The following is a 15,741-nucleotide window of genomic DNA, read 5'->3' as shown; positions in this document are numbered from 1 at the left end:
ATACAGCTTAACTTGCATTTATTTTAAAGCTTCTCTTGCAGCACAGAAGATGCTATAGATTTCCGCTTCGGTTGAATAGATGACACAGTATGTGTGCTTATAATTAAAAAATTATTCACTCAAGCAATTTTTTTATAATAAATGTTATTTATTTCACAAAAACACTTGACATTCTTTCTCAAAGTGATTAATGGTAATGTTGTATAAATTTAAAATAAGAGGTTAAATAATGACTGAATATAATACGGCCTTCAATGAAGTAGACTTGCTTATGAATGAGATGCTTGAAAAATTAAATATATCATTAAATGAAACGAATTTATATCCAACTGATGATATGTTTCGGATAATTGTGCAAGAGATTGATGTTGAAAATTTAAAAATACTATCTTTTATTTATAACGAAGGATCTCAAGAGGTTATAGACAATATGACTCCCGTAATAAAAGAATTTATGTACTGGTGGGGAGATAATTTAGATTATGGTACTATTAATATCCAATCTCTAATTGCAAAAAAAGAAGAAAAAATAATTTCTTCAATCATATTAGAAAGTTCAGATAAAGCTAAAAACATAAAAAGAATTTGATGGTTAATTGCAATCCTGACAATCATGCTCTCATGACCATTTTTTAGAGGGGTGAGGGGCCGTTGCATTCACTTCATAGGAATACCTACTCATAGAGGCTGTCTGGCACGAGCGAAGCTCTTTGATCTGTTTCTTGACTGCGAAGATCTCTGTTTTAGTTAACTCACTATCGCTACTTTTTGCATCAAGATGGCTTATAAGGCGGTTCAGCTTTTGGGATATGTTAGACTGTGATTTCCAAGCTTCAACATTGATAGCAGGAACGACAGGAGGAAGCCTATCAAAGAGGTTAATCGAAGCCATTCGCCTTGCTTTTGTTTCCACGATTAGCATTAAGAAGCTCAGTGTAGGTCAATCTTCGTGGTTAGATTTTGATTTTTTCAACAGAACGGTGAAAAAAGCAAGGGACAAGAGAAGCGGAGCTTCTCTTAGTCATACCTTGCTAACATTCCTATATATCATTTAGAATCTTAGGCCATATTTTATTTCTCTTTCTTTAAATGCATCCTGACCTCCTTCCAGAATTTCACATACATGTTGCCTTATACCCATACTCTTGAGAAGGCAAGTACCCTGTATTTTTTCAAAAGTATTTTCAAGTGCATTACTGATATATTCAAACTGATACTCTTCATTCTCACCATCTTTAATTTGACCAGTTTGGTTTGCAACAATAACACATTCTGAATCAGCGGAAACAACAAGGTTTGCGTTATGAGTAACCAATATTATTTGTCTCGTTTTTTTGCGTTGCTTAATAAACCTGTTTAACTGTTCATAAATAGTTCTGTTATCTAAGTTATCTTCTGGTTGATCTATGAGTATTGGATGCGATGCATTGCTCAGGTGCAGCAATAAATTCAAAAGAACTAACCCTCTTTTACCCGGAGACATTTTTATTATTTCATCATTATTATAGATGATTTCATAATCAATGAAGAAATAGTCATCGTAAAGTGTGTAAAGGATATCCTTTTTAGTAATCCCTTTTTTCACTTTGGGACAGGTTTCTTTTTTTGTATTTGCTAAAATGGTATTTATTTTTTCTATATGGTTTACTACATCAAAAGCAAAAATCTCTTTAGGATCATATGCATCACCCATTAAAGGTTGTAAATTGCCTCTCATGTCATAATTATCTATGAATTTATCAAATCCATCTTTATTGAAACTCAGTTTAGGGATTATTTTCATATCATCAGAAATACTATATTGCTCTGATGATAACTCAATAATATAGTCTTGATATAAAGACATTAATTCTGCATAATTTGTTTGTAAATTAGAAAGGTTGTCTTTTGCATCTACTAATAATTTATCTATTACTTGTTGCAGTCCATTTATTTTGCTTAGTTTTTCTCTTTCGATACTTATTTTTTTTGTAAATAAGTCGAGGCTTTCTTTTTCTTTAACTTTTAATAATAAAGGAGTGATCTCTAACTCTGATTTTTCTTTTATTTGTGTGATTTTATCGATGAGTTTTGGTATTTTATTTGTTTTCAACTCAAAATGCTTTTGAGTTTCTAAGCGAATACTGTCCATACCTTTTTCAATAATGGAATAGTATTTCCTGGAAAAAATAGCAGTATCCGCAACACTTAATGAGGATGCTAAATCAGATTTTAAAGCATTAGTGTAATCTAGAAACCTTTCGTGTAGGCCAGTTATTAGCTTTGTGGAGTTTAAATGATAGTTATCAACTACTCTTAGTCTATTCTCAGAGTTTTTTAGAATGGTATTGAGTTTATTGTATTTTATTATTTCTTGCTGATTGAATCCTGATTTTTCTCTTAGTTTTTTACATTGTTCTTCTAATGAACTGATCTCCTTTTCAATTGAGGATTTATCACCAATCTTATTTCTTTCATCACATAATGTTGTGTAATTATCTGAAAATGTCTGATGAAGTTCAATTCTTTCTTTTATCTCTTTGTTTTTTAACTTAATTTCAGAGTCTTTTACTTCACTGAATTCATAAAAATCTCTATTCTGCTTCAGAATTGACTCGATAAGTTTTTTGAGCTGATTTTTTCCTTCAACTTCCGCAAGTTTATTAATATACAATTGAGGTATGTAAGTTATAGGTTTTGTATCCTCTAAGCCAGAGAGCAAACTAATACTTCCATCATCCCACTCTACCTCAAAGTCAACACCTTGTGTATCATAGTTATCGGTGTCAGCTAAGTTTATATTTTCTAAAACAGCACTTTTATTTATAGCCGCTGCAATGAAGTAAAGTAAAAGTGATTTGCCAGAAGACTTTCCACCTATTATTGTATTCAAATCTTTATTTAAATATATCCAATCTTTGGGGAATTTTTTATCTTCACATATAAACCTTGCTCTTAATATCGTTTGATATCCAGCTTTTGTCTGAGGGTGAGATTCTTGGATTTTAACTCTCGACTCAGGCTCATATATTATTTGTTTTAGCCCATCAAAACTGAGATTAGCTTTTATCCAGGTGTGTCTGTTATCGTCAGGTTTAAACATTTTATCTGAGGAGTGTGCATCTGAACCCCAAACGCAAGGTTTTATGTTTCCAAACTCTTTGAGATAATCTCTTATCGTCTCGTGTTTTTCACCTTTGCAAAAATCAATAGTGCCACTATTTGAAGTGAAGAGCATGTGTGATTGCATTATGAGATGCTTCCGAACGGCATGGCCTTGACTTTTCCAACTGACTTTACTTAGATCCTCATCTGCTGGTAAAGCTAATATATATTTTCCTTTGAATTTTCCGTTCGTGTTTAATATGTCTTTGAGTTCATCAAGATTGAAGCATGAATTTATCATCCCTACAAATAAAGGATCTTGTCCAGCAAAATTATGTTGATGTTGGCATAGTTTTTCGCCAAATTCGATTATATTCTCTTTTGTAAAGTTTCTTCTGTCTGTTCTGGCACCTGGTTCTGAATAAAAATCAAATTTCAGACAGTTTATAATTTCTTTTTCTATGGTTTCTGGAGAAACAGAATCACATAATAAGAGATGGTAATTTACTTTTCTATTCCACTTTAAATCTGATTCTTTTCCGATAACTAATTTATCAATTCTGAACTCGATGTTTGGTAATACCTTTATTTCTTTAACTAACTCATAATTTTCAGTACCTAATAATTGCTCCATTCTTTCATGGTTAGATAAGTAGTCAATTTTTATCTTTTTATATCCATCTATGAAAAAATAATCAGTAATCCCTATTACTTTTACATTTTCTTCGATAGCTTTAGTGAATAAATCAATAATATATTTATCCCAGTCGTCTCTATATTCGTTTCTCAAAACTGATGCAGGAGTATGGACGTGAAGATCCCATTTATTCCATTCTGAGCCTCTACTGATCATTTCTTTCTCCATCTGAATTAAATTTATTTTTTATTTAATAGGATGATGACCTATACTTATTCAGAATATAACTTAAATCTGTGTGAACAAGTAGTATCGTTCCATTATTTTTTGATGACTTGGTATACTCTCCTAAGCTATCTATTATTGCTTTCTTCTAGGATGTGTAGCCCATATGTATACTAAATTTGGTTAGATATTGAATTATTCAATCATATCAATGGGTAAGATGTTGAAGAAAAGTACTGCTGCATCATCGGCGTATGTGCGTCGAAATTGTCGATTGTGCTCATGGAGTTATGATGTCCATTTCTTTGAAAATAAACCGTTTTGATCGGCTCAGTGGCCGTTTGTTCCTTCTATTGTCGCATGAAAAAAAGGTACGGCGCAGAAAAATGTCGCGCTTTACGAGGTGCCTTCCGGCATTAACTCAATGACAATTTTTCCATGCTCTATGCCCACTCTGACCTGGGAATTTGTGGTAAACCCTGCTTGTTCAAGCCAGTCACCTTTTAAGCTCAGCGCCGCATGCACGCTGTAACGCTTTGGTATCTTGGTTTTACGGTCTTCATGACGCTTTCTGAAATATCCCACTTTCAAATGGCGGTAGGGTTTGGTTATCACGATCTCTTGCATAGGGCCTCCTGGCAGCACGGACAATAGTCATTTCTGATGCCTGTATAAAATACCAGTGATTTTCATGAGGTGCAGGCTTAATACTGGAATCAGGCTTCAGAAAAAGGAATGCAACAACTGAAATCTGGAGTTTAAAAGTGTATTATTAATGCACTTTATTGCTGGGTAAGTCGTTATGTCTGGTAAACGCATTTCACGAGAAAAAGAGACAATTGCGAAAATGATCGCGTTGTATGAAAAGCAGTGTCCACAGGCTTCTCAGGAAGAGGGTTATTATCAGGCGCTTAAGGCTTATGCCGATAAACGCCTGGATAAGTGTGTATTTGGTGAAGAAAAACCCGCCTGCAAGCAGTGCCCGGTGCACTGCTATCAGCCTGCCAGACGTGAAGAGATGAAGCAGGTCATGCGCTGGGCAGGCCCGCGTATGTTGTGGCGTCATCCCATTCTGACTATCCGCCATCTGATTGATGACCGCCGTCCCGTGCCGGAGCTACCGGTGAAGTATCGCCCGAAAAAGTGACTGGTTCAGCTTCTGAGTGGGCGGCAAATCACGTTCAGGGCCAGCGCGCTGCAGAGTGGGAAAAGGGCCAGCAGCAGCCATGGATACATTGCCTGCGTTGAGGGCACCAGCGCGCGATCCAGCATGCTGCCAAACAACAAGTTTCCTGCCAGTACCGCAATGCCTCCGGCGGTGGCGAGTGCGCCGTAGTGCGCGCCAAGCGTTGATTCCACGGCGAACCGCGGAATGAGATCTTTTGCCGATGGCACCAGCAGCATCTGTCCCAGCGTCAACAGCGTCACAAAACAGACTGAGGGCAGTAAGCGAAGCCAGCCTTCCGGCGGCGTCATCGGGGCAAACATCGCCACGCTCGCAAAGGCGGTGGAGAGCAGTAAAAAGCCCAGAGGCAGGATCCTCACCGCGCCCACGCGTCGGGCAAAACGCGCCAGCGGTAACTGTAAGGTAATGATCAGAATGGAGGCCAGCATAAAAAGTGGGCCGAGATCTTTCTCGTTACCGCCAGAACGCTGGATCTCCACTGGGAGTGCCAGATAGAGCTGGTTATAGCTTAATAGCCACGAGCTGTAGGCAATGATAAAGGCGACAAAGCGCGGCTGGCGGAACGTTGTCCACCAGGGCTGTATGTGTAGCGTCTGTGAACGGTGGTGTGAAGCTGGGAGGCAGAAGTAGAGCACCACTAGCGCAATGATAAAGACCCCCGCACCTGCCAGCGCCACCTGGCGGAAACCAAGCCCCGTCAGCAGAGCTCCCGCAACCGGGCCCAGCACTGCACCGAGCTCACCACAGACAGCAAAGAGAGCAAACCATTCCGCCCGGCTACGTTTTCCTTTCGCCTCGCTGTGCGTGCCCGCTTTCGCCAGCAGAGCCTCAATGGAAGGGGAGAATAATGCTCCGCCGATGCCGGTCAGACATGCACCGAGAATAATGGGCCACAGAGATTGCCCGAAGGCCAGCAGCAGATAACCCGCGACGCGGATAACGCACCCGCTCAGGATCACGACTTTCGCGCCAAAGCGGTCCGAGAGCGCCCCCCCGACGATAAACATCCCCTGCTGGGAGAACGTGCGTAGCCCCAGGATCAGCCCGATAAGCCCGCCGGAGAGCAGCATATCGTCGCGCAGGAATATCGCCAGGAAGGGGACAACGGCATAAAAACCAATGTTAAAAACAAACTGGCTACCCAGTAAAACGGGCGGCCAGAGTGTGGTGGCAGGGCGAAGGGACATCGTTGTTCACTTGCCCCTAAACGATAAAGTGAATGTGCTTTTTGCCATGGAACGGCGAGATCTCAATTTTGGTTTTTACCCGGAAGACGTCCCAGAGCAGCTCTTCGGATAAGATCTCCTGCGGTGTTCCCGTGGCCACGATTTGCCCTTTCTGCATCACAATCAACGAATCACAGAACATCGAAGCATGATTGAGATCGTGGATAGCGACAATACTGGTCACAGGCAGCTCACTGATCAAATGCATTAACTGCATCTGATGGTGAATGTCCAGGTGATTGGTCGGTTCATCCAGCAGGATTTCAGTGGGAGTCTGGGCCAGCGCACGGGCAATGTGCACCCGCTGGCGTTCACCGCCAGACAGGCTCAGCCAGCCCTGGTCGCTTTTATCCTGCATGTCCACGCGTTGCAGGGCAGCGGTTACGGTCTCGTCATCGTGCGTGCTCCAGTTTGAAAAAGGGGAGTGGTGCGGAATACGACCGAGCTTTACCACGTCACGTACGCGCATATTCGCATCGGTCATCCCGTGTTGCTCAACGAAGGCGACCCGGCGGGCGAGTTGCTTTTTGGCTATCCGGGAAATATCTTGCCCGTCAAGGGTTACGCTGCCGATGTCCGGGCGACGAAGGCCCGCAAGGATACGCAAAAGCGAGGATTTACCGCAGCCATTTGGTCCTAGCAGCCCGACGGTTTCACCCCGGGAGACCTTCAGAGAGACGTCATTAACGATGACTTTTTTGCCTACCTTCCAGGTAATATTTTCAGCGCAGATGCTCATCACTTATTCCTTGAGCGGTAGATAATCACGGCAAAGAAAGGTACACCCACCAGCGCGGTCACCACGCCTACGGGCAGGCTTTGCGGGGCAATCAGCATGCGTGAGGCGATATCTGCCAGCACCATCAGGATCGCCCCTGCCAGCGCGCTGGCAATCAGCAATGTGCGGTGCAGCGGCCCAAACAGGAAACGCATCACATGCGGTACCACCAGCCCTACAAAGCCGATGGAGCCCGCCATGCTGACGATTGTGGCAGTAATCAGCGCGGTAGTGGTAAAGAGTGCCAGGCGCACCCAGGGGACGGCAATGCCCAGGGACGCGGCGGCATCATCACCGAAGGTAAAGGCATCCAGCGCCCGGGAATAGTAGAGGCAAATGGCTAACCCAATGAGTACCACCACCAGCACCAGCTGGAATTCAGGCCAGCGAACGCCGCTGAAGCTGCCCAACAGCCAGAACATGACATCACGCGCTTGCTGGGCACTGGCGGAGGTGCTGATGGTGTAGGCGGTAATGGCGTTGAATAACTGAGAGGCGGCTACGCCTGCCAGAATGGTCCGTTCATTACCGCCACGCGCACCGTTCGTCAGGAAAGCGACGAAGGCAAAGGCGGCAAACGCCCCGGCAAACGCGCCCGCAGAGAGCGACACCGCACCGGTGCCGATACCCAATACCACGACGGAAACCGCGCCGGTAGACGCACCCGCAGATACGCCCAGCACGTAAGGTTCCGCCAGCGCGTTCTTCAGCAGGCTCTGTAATACTGCGCCGCAGATGGCCAGCCCCGCGCCACAGCAGGCTGCCACCAGCGCGCGGCTCAGGCGAAAGTCCCAGATAACACTCTCATAGATACGATTGAGCGGAACCTGGGTAAGCCCCATTTTATTGCTGATAGCATAAAAGACATTTTGCAGTGGGATGGACAGCTCGCCGACGCTGACGCCAAGCGCGATGACCAGAAATAACAGTACAAACGCGAGCAAACATGACGTTGTCAGAACCAGGCCCTGTCGGGCCTGAAGAACAGCGACGGTCATCAGTTCAGCCCCAGCTTTCTGAGCTGTTCGCCGACCTGCTCAGCCCCGTAAATCGTGCGAATCGTCGGGTTCATCGCCTGGCCGTCCATCACTACGATATGACCTTTTTTCACCGCATCCAGCTGGCTGACCGCCGGATCGTTCTTCAGGAATTTGATTTTTTCTTCCGCGTTATCCAGCGCCCAGCGGTTGCGGTCCAGGCTGGACACCACGATGACATCCGGATTTGCGGCAATAATGCTTTCCCAACCTACGGTTGGCCATTCGGTCTCGGACGTAATAGCGTTATGACCACCCATCAGGCTGGCGATAAACCCGGAGGGGCTATTTTTACCACCGACGTAAGCATCTGCAGAAGGGGATGAGCTGGAGAACCAGAAGACAAACGAAAGGTCTTTTTTATTCTTGCCGAATTCCTTACGCAGCTCGGCCTCGCGTTTTTTGAAATCGGCAATCACCGCCTGGCCGCGATCTTCAACGTTAAAGATTTTGGCGAAATCCTCAATCTCTTGATAGAGATACGTCATATCCCACAGCTTCTGGCGGCTGCCATACATATCGCCGGTGGCTTTTTTGGTCGCGCACATGCCCGGTGACACGTAGCTGTTCACGCCGAGGGTCATCAGGTCTTCGCGTTTTGCGACCTTACTTTCCGGCCCCAGCAGCAGCGGCGTCTGGGCGGGGACAAAGTCAGGATTTTGCGCAAGCACGGATTCAAGGGTAGGGATTTCAACTGTCAGGGTTTTGATTTTCGCGTTCTGTTCCGCCAGCTGCGGTAGCACTTTGGTCGGCCAGAAGGCGCTGGCCTTCACCTTATCCTCCAGACCCAGCAGGAGCAAAATTTCGACGGTGTTCTGACCCAGGGCCACGACGCGTTCCGGTGCTTTGGTGAACGTCTCTTTATAGCCACAGTTTTCAATTGTCAGAGGATACGTTGTTGCCAGAGCAGAACTGACCGACGCAACCGCCAGGCCTAACGCGCAGAAGATCTTTTTCATGAAATGCTACCCATCATTAACATTATTTTTTTTGATGCAAATGAAACTCATTATTAAGGCGGAATTTTATACAGAGGAAAATATTGCGTGTCAATGAGGGACATTACGAGGGGGTACAAAAGGCGGTGCCAGAAAAACACCGCCCGAATGACAGCTTAAACCAGGCTCTCTTTATCAATTCCCAAACGCTTCATACGCGACAACAGGGTGGTCCGTTTTAACCCTAAACGCTGTGCCGCCCCTTTTGGCCCGGCTACCACGCCGTTGGTCTCTTTCAGTACGCGCATAATGAGCTGATATTCATCTTCTCCCTCTTTCGCTATCTCGGCGGTGGGCACGGTCATGTCAGAAAGGGTCACCTCAGGCAGGGACAGTTGCAGCACGCTACCTCGCGTTAGTAACACCGCACGTTCAATGACGTTTTCCAGCTCACGCACATTGCCGGGCCACTCCATAGACGAGAGTGTGCGTAACGTTTCGGCAGGAATACTGTCGATGTTTCGCCCCATCCGGCGCGCGATCTTGGCAGTAAAGGCTTTGACCAGCAGAGGGATATCTTCCGGGCGCTCGCGCAGGGGCGGCAGAAAGATCGGGAAGACATCCAGGCGATAGTAGAGATCGCTGCGAAACTCGCGGTCAGCGACCATTTTTTTCAGGTCACGGTTGGTGGCGGCAATGAGCCGTACATCGGTCTGGATCAGCTTGTTGCTGCCAAGACGCTCAAACTCTTGCTCCTGTAATACCCGCAGTAGTTTAGGCTGCAGTTCCAGCGGCATATCGCCGACTTCGTCGAGGAACAGCGAGCTTTTGTCCGCCAGCTCAAAACGACCCAGGCGCTGGCTACTGGCACCGGTAAACGCCCCGCGTTCGTGGCCGAACAGATCGCTTTCCAGCAGACCGGCAGGCATAGCCGCGCAGTTCATTTTCACCATCCGGCGACCATTGCGGTTGCTCAGGTTGTGGATGGCGCGGGCAATCAACTCTTTACCCGTGCCCGTTTCGCCCAGGATCAGAACTGTACTGTCGCTTTGAGCCACCATCTCCACCTGCTTGAGCACGCTGTACATCGCGTCGCTGCGCCCGATGATTTCACCAAACTCGCTGTCCACGTTGTTGAGCTGTTCGGTCAGGGCCAGGTTTTCATCCACCAGCCGCTCTTTCAGACGGTGGATCTCCTGATAGGCCAGGGCGTTATCCAGCGCGATGGAGATTCGCTCGGCGATCTGGCGCAGCAGCTTCAGGTTGGCAGTGGTAAACACTCCTTCCTCACATTGCGCCAGCTTCAGCACGCCGAGCATGGTATTGCCAGACATCAGCGGCAGCAGGCACAGGGTCTGAATTTTGTTGCCCCAGGTGTTAAACAGCATCCGCTCATAGGGGGCTACCGGATCCTGCTCATCAAGGTTAAGCAGCAAGATCTCTTTGCTTTTGAAGACCCGTTCAGACAGCGTACCCGCTTCATCCACTTCGCTTTGCTCGTGTGCCGGGTTGGCTTCATCGAGGTAATGTGTGGAGTAGATATTCAGCTTGCCCTTACGATGCCCCCGCAGCGCAATGCTGATGGCATCAATTTTGAAATAGTGGTGGATCTCTTTCGAGACTTCGCTGACCAGTTCATCCATATCAAGCCGGGAAAGCACGGCGTTGGTAATAGCGACCAGAATGCGGAAGTTGTCGCGCTCGCGGCTCAGCAGGTCGTAATCGACGTTATTGGTGACACGGCTTTGGATCTGCTCCGCGACGACGGCCACAATCTGAGTAAAGGTGTGCAGACGCTCGTATTCCGCCTCGCTCCAGGGCTGGTCGGTTGTGCGGATAAACTCGCAGCCACCAAAAATATGGCCTTCTGCGGCCAGCGGCAACATGCAGTAATGACCGAAAGAGTGATAGAGAGAACTTTCCGCCAGCCTCGGCCAGGCCTGCCGGAACTCCTCAAAATTACAGTGCAGGATTTCAGGCCGGGAGAGAATACGGCGCACCGGGCCATGAGCGAGATAGGTTTCATCTTCGTATTCAAACGTTTTGTCATTACCACGCGTGGAGTAGTAGCTCGCGCGATGCGTTCCGCTATGCCAGAGCACAATGGCGGCGCTGTCTGCCAGTGCAGATTGCCTGACCATGCGCGTCAGGGCATCGCTCAGCGCACCGAGATCGGGCTGCTGTAAAAGTGTGCGCGTGATATCAAACAGGCCCTGCTGTCCAAGATCGCTCATCGGTGTATACGGCATATTGCTTTCCAATAGAAACTGGCAAATAAAAGAATTTCAGCGCTGACTGCTTTTGGCGCGGCCTAGCAAATACGGGGTAATGGTTCAGCGTGTGGTAGATCCAGCGTACGTTTCACGCCGAAAATCCCGGTCAGGCGCACCCCTTTGCGCTCAACCACTTCACCAATAATGGCGGCCTCTTTCCCTAAAGGATGCGCACGTAGCATGTCCAGTACCACGTCAGCGACGTGGCGTTCAACGCCGATCACCAGCTTGCCTTCGTTGGCAAAATTGAGAGGATCAAGACCCAATAATTCACACAGGCCGCGAACGGCAGGCTTAACGGGCAGACTACGCTCGCTAAGTTCAATACCCCACCCGCAGCTTGCCGCGAACTCATGTACCACGGCATTCACGCCGCCACGGGTGGCGTCGCGAAGGGCTTTTACGCCCGGAATGGTACGCAGTGTCTGAATAAGCGGGGTGAGCACCGCGCAGTCGCTACACAGTTCGCCATCCAGCCCTAAACCTTCGCGCAGGTTAAGGATAGTCGCTCCATGACAGCCCAGCGTTCCTGTCACGAGAAGCACGTCGCCGACGTTAAGCTGTTGTGCCCCCCAGTGAATATCGGCAGGGATAGCCCCCATGCCGGCGGTGTTGATGAACAGCTTGTCGGCTGCGCCGCGCTGCACCACTTTGGTATCACCTGTGACGATGGCAATCCCGGCCTCCCGCGCGGTCTTCGCCATACTGTTAACCACTGTTGTAAGCGTCTCCAGCGCTAAACCTTCTTCAAGGATAAATCCGCAGGAGAGGTAGCGTGGAACGGCACCGCTGACAGCGACGTCGTTTGCTGTGCCGCAGATGGCGAGCTTACCGATATCGCCGCCCGGGAAGAACAACGGGTCAATCACATAGCTGTCGGTGGAGAACGCCAGTCTGTCGCCTTGCGCGGTGAGGGTTGCCAGGTCAATGCGCGCCTGATCTTCCTGCTCAGCGAGCCAGGGGTTATTAAACGCCTCCATAAACAGCCGGCTAATCAGCTGCTGCATTGCCTGCCCACCGCTGCCATGCGCCATTTCCACCGTGCTCATGCTTCACACTCCTGATTGCGATACTGATACCACGCGGCACAGGCTCCTTCTGAGGAGACCATCAGCGCGCCAAACGCCGTTTGCGGGTTACAGGTGTTGCCAAATAACGGGCATTGGTGAGGTTTGCATTTGCCCGTGAGGACCTCGCCGCAGCGAGACCGGGGATCGTCGCAAACCTGTTGTGGTTGCGGATGGAAATGCGCTTCAGCATCGAATGATTGATACGCAGGCGTCAGACGCACGCCGGATTCGGCAATCAGTCCCAGGCCGCGCCATTCACTGTCGCCTTCGACGCTAAACACCTCCGCAATGGCTTGCTGAGCGCGTGTATTGCCTGCGTCAGGCACGACGCGGCGGTACTGATTTTCCACCGTACTCAGGGCTGCTATTTTCTGCTCAACCAGCATGGTCACGCCTTGCAGTAGATCAAGAGGTTCGAAACCAGCCACCACTAATGGACGATTGTACTGTTCAGCGATAAAACTGTAGGCGTCTGTACCGATGACCATGCTGACATGGCCTGGTGCCAGGAAAGCGTCAATGCCGTTACCCGGTTCTTCCAGCAGGCTACGCAGCGTGGGGATGAGCGTAATGTGCTGGCAGAAAAAGAAAAAGTTCTTGATGTTGCGGGCTCTGGCCTGCTGTAGCGTGATTGCCGTGGCCGGCATGGTGGTTTCAAAACCCAGACCGAAAAACACGATTTTACGGGTGGGGTTATCCGCTGCCAGCGTCAGGGCATCCATCGGCGAGTAGACGATCCGGATGTCCGCTCCACGCGCTTTAGCCTGCAATAGTGAGCCATTTTTCCCTGGCACACGCATCGCGTCGCCAAAGGTGCAAAAAATGACGTCGGGCTGGCTGGCGATTTCGATACAGCTGTCGATACGTCCCATCGGCAGAACACACACCGGACAGCCAGGGCCGTGAATAAACTCGATGTTCTCTGGCAGAAGCTGGTCGAGACCAAATTTGAAGATGGCATGGGTATGACCACCGCACACTTCCATAATGCGCAGTGGTTTTGCTGCGCTGTAGTCCAGTAGCGCCGCTCGCATTTTCAGGTGTTCGATAAGCTGCATCACCTGTTCTGGCGCGCGGTATTCATCAACGTAACGCATCTGCTATCGCTCCTCGCCGTACAGCAGAGCGCCCACGTCAGGCTCCACATCAAACATATTTTGCAGCGCATCGAGCGTGTCGCGCGCTTCCGCTTCGTTAATCACGCTCATGGCAAAGCCCACGTGCACCAGCACCCACTGGCCGAGGCGTGAAGCGCCAGTTTCATCAACACTGCCGACCAGCGTCAGGTCTACATCGCGCAATAATCCACACACATCCACTCTGGCCTGATTCTCGTCAATGGCGTGAATTTGTCCCGGTACGCCTATGCACATCGTTCGCTCTCCAGCCAGTTCAACCAGTTTTCCATACCGTCACCGCGCGTGGCGGACACCAGCAGGATACTAATGTCCGGGTTGACTTCACGGGCATACGCCAGGCACTTATCCACATCAAAATTCAGGTATGGCAGCAGGTCGACCTTGTTCAGCAGCATGATGGACGCGGCGGCAAACATATGCGGGTATTTCAGCGGCTTGTCTTCGCCTTCGGTCACCGAAAGCACGGCCACTTTATGCCGTTCACCGAGGTCAAAGCTCGCCGGGCAAACCAGGTTGCCGACGTTTTCAATAAACAGGATACCGTTATCTGCCAGTGGCAGACGTGGGGTGGCGTCGGCAATCATCTGCGCATCCAGGTGGCAGCCTTTGCCTGTATTGACCTGAATGGCAGGCGTGCCGGTTTTGCGAATACGGGCGGCGTCGTTGACAGTCTGCTGATCGCCTTCGATCACCGCGCAGGAGACGCGCGCATTCAGGCGTTTGAGGGTCTCTGTCAGCAGCGTGGTTTTGCCGGAACCGGGGCTGGAGACCAGATTCAGCACCAACTGTTTGCGGGTAGCAAAACGGGCACGGTTGCGGGCGGCGATCTGGTTATTTTTGTCCAGCACGTTGATTTCGACTTCCAGCATCTGGCGCTGGCTGATGCCCGGCGCATGTGTCCCCGCTTCACCGTGACCGTAATGCAGGTCACCCGCGTCAGATTGTTGAGGAGCGAAAGTGATACCGGTTAATGCCGATGCAGGGCGCGGGGCGGGTGAAAAGGGCGCGGAGCGAAACGCGGAGTGAGGACGGTGTTCATCCCCTTCTATATACAGGTTGCCTTCGCCGCAACCGCAGGTGCTACACATAATTTACTCCTTCTCGATTTCGAGTCGTTGGATCTGCATGCCGTCATCCGCCACGATGCGCAGCCCGGCACTCTGGCATTGCGGACAGCGCTGAACCTTCGATGAGAGCAGGGTGATGTACTGCTGACATTGTTCACACCAGCACTCTGCCTGCTGCTCTTCAATATGGAGTTCGCAGCCTTCCGCCAGCGTGCCGCGACAAACCAGCTCAAAACAGAAATTCAGGGCGCTGGTCTCGACACAGGAAAATGCCCCGACTTTCAGCCAGACACCGGTGACGCGTTTCGCGTGGTTTTGCACTGCCTGCTGTTCGATAAGCTCCAGAGCCCGCTGGCAGAGGGTGATTTCGTGCATGACGCCTCCTCAATGAATTGCCCCGGTAATGCAATAACAATGCCAGCTTGATTTTTGTTAAGGGGTGACGATGTCAACGCTGTCGAAATGACACGTCGACACCGCGGAGTTGACAGGTGTCTATTATTTTAATTTCTTTAAAATCAATAAAATAAAAACTGGCATGGAATCTGCTTAACAGCCGCTATCTCCATTAACCGGATACCTTTTATGACTATTTGGGAAATCAGCGAAAAAGCGGATTACATCGCGCAGCGCCATCAGCAATTACAGGACCAGTGGCACCTGTACTGCAACTCTCTGGTTCAGGGCATCACCCTGTCGAAAGCACGTCTTCACCACGCAATGAGCTGCGCGGCACAAGGTGATATGCGCTTTGTCCTCTTCGGCCATTTCACCATCAACGTTACCCTGGCGGATAACTTCAACAGCCACACCATCGAGTACTACCTCGAGACAAAAGACGGTGAAAAACAGTGTATTGGGAAGGCACAGCTGATGGTAGACGGCATGGTGGATGGTCACGTCAGTAACCGCGATCGCCAGCAGGTGCTGGAGCACTATCTGGAAAAAATCGCGCCAGTTTATGACGGTTTATACGCCGCCGTTGAACACGATCTCCCGGTCAATCTGGCGCAGTTGATGGATGGGCATGCCTCAGCGAATGTGGCCTGACTCTTACGTGTCGAGAAATGTCGACAAGACA

15 protein-coding genes and 1 pseudogene are annotated in these 15,741 nt (G+C 48.9%); 3 read left to right on the top strand and 13 right to left on the bottom strand.

Annotated elements, in window-relative coordinates:
* Positions 1-229: 229 nt before the first annotated feature.
* A complete protein-coding gene (locus AAHF05_RS17840; protein ID WP_374936393.1) occupies positions 230-589 on the top strand; it encodes a hypothetical protein in 360 nt (119 codons plus the stop codon).
* 30 nt (positions 590-619) lie between these two features.
* On the opposite strand, the pseudogene AAHF05_RS17835 reads toward AAHF05_RS17840, so the two are convergent.
* The 3 genes and pseudogenes from AAHF05_RS17835 to AAHF05_RS17825 all read right to left on the bottom strand — a co-directional run.
* A pseudogene (locus AAHF05_RS17835) lies at positions 620-932 on the bottom strand (hypothetical protein); the annotation flags it as partial.
* 119 nt (positions 933-1,051) lie between these two features.
* Entirely contained in the window at positions 1,052-3,937 is a 2,886-nt protein-coding gene (locus tag AAHF05_RS17830) for a TrlF family AAA-like ATPase (RefSeq protein ID WP_374936392.1), read from the bottom strand.
* Between the two features lie 405 nt (positions 3,938-4,342).
* Positions 4,343-4,573, bottom strand: coding sequence for a SymE family type I addiction module toxin (locus AAHF05_RS17825; RefSeq protein WP_028016850.1), 231 nt, complete (start codon positions 4,571-4,573; stop codon positions 4,343-4,345).
* A gap of 175 nt (positions 4,574-4,748) precedes the next feature.
* On the opposite strand from AAHF05_RS17825, the gene AAHF05_RS17820 reads away from it, so the two are divergent.
* A complete protein-coding gene (locus AAHF05_RS17820) occupies positions 4,749-5,093 on the top strand; it encodes a nitrous oxide-stimulated promoter family protein (RefSeq protein ID WP_128347331.1) in 345 nt (114 codons plus the stop codon).
* Between the two features lie 5 nt (positions 5,094-5,098).
* Here the strand turns inward: AAHF05_RS17820 and AAHF05_RS17815 are convergent, their stop codons facing one another.
* The 10 genes from AAHF05_RS17815 to hypA form a co-directional block, all read right to left on the bottom strand.
* The gene (locus tag AAHF05_RS17815) at positions 5,099-6,319 is read right to left on the bottom strand and encodes an MFS transporter (protein ID WP_028016848.1); all 1,221 of its coding nucleotides are present in this window, start codon (positions 6,317-6,319) and stop codon (positions 5,099-5,101) included.
* Positions 6,320-6,335: 16 nt separating this feature from the next.
* Positions 6,336-7,097: an ABC transporter ATP-binding protein gene (locus tag AAHF05_RS17810; RefSeq protein WP_028016847.1), complete on the bottom strand. Its 762-nt coding sequence runs from the start codon at positions 7,095-7,097 to the stop codon at positions 6,336-6,338.
* Positions 7,097-8,134 carry an iron ABC transporter permease gene (locus tag AAHF05_RS17805; RefSeq protein WP_129324895.1) on the bottom strand — a complete coding sequence of 346 codons (1,038 nt, stop codon included), beginning with the start codon at positions 8,132-8,134 and terminating at the stop codon, positions 7,097-7,099. The genes AAHF05_RS17810 and AAHF05_RS17805 overlap by 1 nt, the downstream gene beginning before the upstream one ends.
* Entirely contained in the window at positions 8,134-9,132 is a 999-nt protein-coding gene (locus AAHF05_RS17800; protein ID WP_028016845.1) for an ABC transporter substrate-binding protein, read from the bottom strand. Before AAHF05_RS17800 ends, AAHF05_RS17805 begins: the two co-directional genes overlap by 1 nt.
* Before the next feature lie 155 nt (positions 9,133-9,287).
* Positions 9,288-11,360 (bottom strand): formate hydrogenlyase transcriptional activator FlhA, encoded by a 2,073-nt coding sequence (gene flhA, locus AAHF05_RS17795; protein WP_129324896.1) that lies wholly within the window; start codon positions 11,358-11,360, stop codon positions 9,288-9,290.
* A 62-nt stretch (positions 11,361-11,422) separates the two neighbouring features.
* Entirely contained in the window at positions 11,423-12,433 is a 1,011-nt protein-coding gene (hypE, locus tag AAHF05_RS17790) for a hydrogenase expression/formation protein HypE (RefSeq protein WP_129324897.1), read from the bottom strand.
* Complete coding sequence (gene hypD, locus AAHF05_RS17785) at positions 12,430-13,551, bottom strand: hydrogenase formation protein HypD (protein ID WP_129324898.1); 1,122 nt, start codon at positions 13,549-13,551, stop codon at positions 12,430-12,432. The genes hypE and hypD overlap by 4 nt, the downstream gene beginning before the upstream one ends.
* 3 nt (positions 13,552-13,554) lie before the next feature.
* Positions 13,555-13,827, bottom strand: a complete 273-nt coding sequence (locus AAHF05_RS17780) for a HypC/HybG/HupF family hydrogenase formation chaperone (RefSeq protein ID WP_129324899.1) — start codon at positions 13,825-13,827, stop codon at positions 13,555-13,557.
* On the bottom strand, positions 13,818-14,681 hold the full coding sequence (gene hypB / locus AAHF05_RS17775; protein WP_129324900.1) for a hydrogenase nickel incorporation protein HypB: 864 nt from the start codon (positions 14,679-14,681) through the stop codon (positions 13,818-13,820). Before hypB ends, AAHF05_RS17780 begins: the two co-directional genes overlap by 10 nt.
* Before the next feature lie 3 nt (positions 14,682-14,684).
* Positions 14,685-15,035, bottom strand: a complete 351-nt coding sequence (hypA, locus tag AAHF05_RS17770; protein WP_114978638.1) for a hydrogenase maturation nickel metallochaperone HypA — start codon at positions 15,033-15,035, stop codon at positions 14,685-14,687.
* A 210-nt stretch (positions 15,036-15,245) separates the two neighbouring features.
* On the opposite strand from hypA, the gene hycA reads away from it, so the two are divergent.
* On the top strand, positions 15,246-15,710 hold the full coding sequence (gene hycA / locus AAHF05_RS17765) for a formate hydrogenlyase regulator HycA (RefSeq protein ID WP_129324901.1): 465 nt from the start codon (positions 15,246-15,248) through the stop codon (positions 15,708-15,710).
* Positions 15,711-15,741: the final 31 nt, after the last annotated feature.

The organism is Enterobacter adelaidei, from assembly GCF_041937165.1.
GTDB classification, from domain to species: Bacteria; Pseudomonadota; Gammaproteobacteria; order Enterobacterales; family Enterobacteriaceae; genus Enterobacter; species Enterobacter adelaidei.
Note: the sequence above shows the minus strand (reverse complement) of the source record. Positions and strands in the feature narration are given on the sequence as shown.